The organism is Glutamicibacter sp. V16R2B1 (assembly GCF_005774635.1).
Taxonomy (GTDB): Bacteria; Actinomycetota; Actinomycetes; order Actinomycetales; family Micrococcaceae; genus Glutamicibacter; species Glutamicibacter creatinolyticus.
The window spans coordinates 1-1,297 of the sequence record NZ_VATX01000077.1 but is presented as its reverse complement, the minus strand read 5'-3'; the positions used below and the strand labels follow the sequence as shown (position 1 = coordinate 1,297).

Annotated in this window: 2 protein-coding genes; both read right to left on the bottom strand. The window is 72.5% G+C overall.

What is annotated here, in order from left to right; translation table 11 throughout:
- Positions 1 to 915 (bottom strand): IS110 family transposase (locus FDN03_RS16220; RefSeq protein ID WP_249354653.1); only part of this gene is annotated, 915 nt, incomplete at its 3' end.
- Positions 882 to 1,118: a transposase gene (locus FDN03_RS16675; RefSeq protein ID WP_212743950.1), complete on the bottom strand. Its 237-nt coding sequence runs from the start codon at positions 1,116 to 1,118 to the stop codon at positions 882 to 884. The genes FDN03_RS16220 and FDN03_RS16675, both read right to left, overlap by 34 nt.
- Positions 1,119 to 1,297: the final 179 nt, after the last annotated feature.

Here is a 1,297-nt window from a genome sequence, read left to right as displayed (position 1 = left end):
GAGGTGGCGGAGCGCGGCGTGGTGGCCGGTGCCGCGGGCGCGGACCTGGTCGTAGTAGGCGCGGGCGCCGGGTGAGGCGTTCAGGGCACAGAAGGCCTGCTGGTGCAGGGCGTCGGCGAGGCGGCGGTTGCGGGCGTAGCGGGCTAGGGCGACCTTCTTCTTGCCGGAGGCGCGGGTGATCGGGCTGGTCCCGGCGTAGTTTTTCCGGGACTTCGCGTCGGCGTAGCGGTCGGGGTCGTCTCCGAACTCGGCGAGCACCCGGGCGGCGAGGACCGGTCCCAGGCCGGGCTGGGACAGCAGGATCTCAGCGTCCGGGTGCTGGCCAAAATGGGCGTCGACCTGCTCCTCGAGGCGGGCGACCTCGGCGTTGAGCGCGACGAGCAGCCCGGCCTGGGCGCGCACGACCGCGGCGTAGGCCACCGCCGACGCGGGTCTGACGGGCAGCTGCTCGACGCGCAGCGCGGCCTGGACCACCGCCGCCTTCTCGGGGATCTTCCGCCGGCGGGCGCGCTTGAGCGCAGCCGAGATCTGCGCGACCGTCAGCCGGGCGGCCTCGGCCGCTGACGGTGCCTTCGGCAGCAGCTCGAGCGTGTCGGGGGCGTCGAGGTCATCGAAGGCCACCAGCGCGGCCGGGAACGACTCGACCAGCGCCGAGCGCAGTCGCTGGGCCTGACGGGTCCGGTCCCAGACCAGACTCTGGTGGGCCCGGGCGACGACCTTCACCGCCTCGGCCAGGTCGCTGTCCCCGGCAACCGGGCGTAGCTGGTGGCGGTCGGTACGGACCATGTCCGCCAGGGCGTGCGCGTCACCGGCGTCGCTCTTCGCGCCCGAGGTGGAGTAGCGCTCCCGGTAGCGGGCAGCCTGCAACGGGTTGACCGCGATCACCTGATAGCCCGCCGCGACCAGCGCCGACACCCACGGGCCGCGGTCGGTCTCGATCCCGACCACCACCTGTCCGGGCCGGCGTCCTCGTCCAGGTGCGCGCCGACCAGCTCGTGCAGCCGGGTGATCCCGGCCAGCCCCTCCGGCAGCCGGGCCTTCGTCAGCCGCCGGCCGGTCTCGTCCTGTACCTCCACATCATGGTGATCTTCCGCCCAGTCGTCCCCGACGAACAACACCCAGGCCTCCTCCGCTCCGGCAGCAGAACCGGCAGCCCACAGGAGATCCACCACGCTCTAGAGGGAAAATGTCCGTGGTCACCCGGATGACGTCGGGCCTCCTTGGTGCCGAAGGTTGGAGCCCGTCCATTAGTGTGACGTGGGGATCTGCAGGCACGTGGGACTGCCGCTTCGAGCGC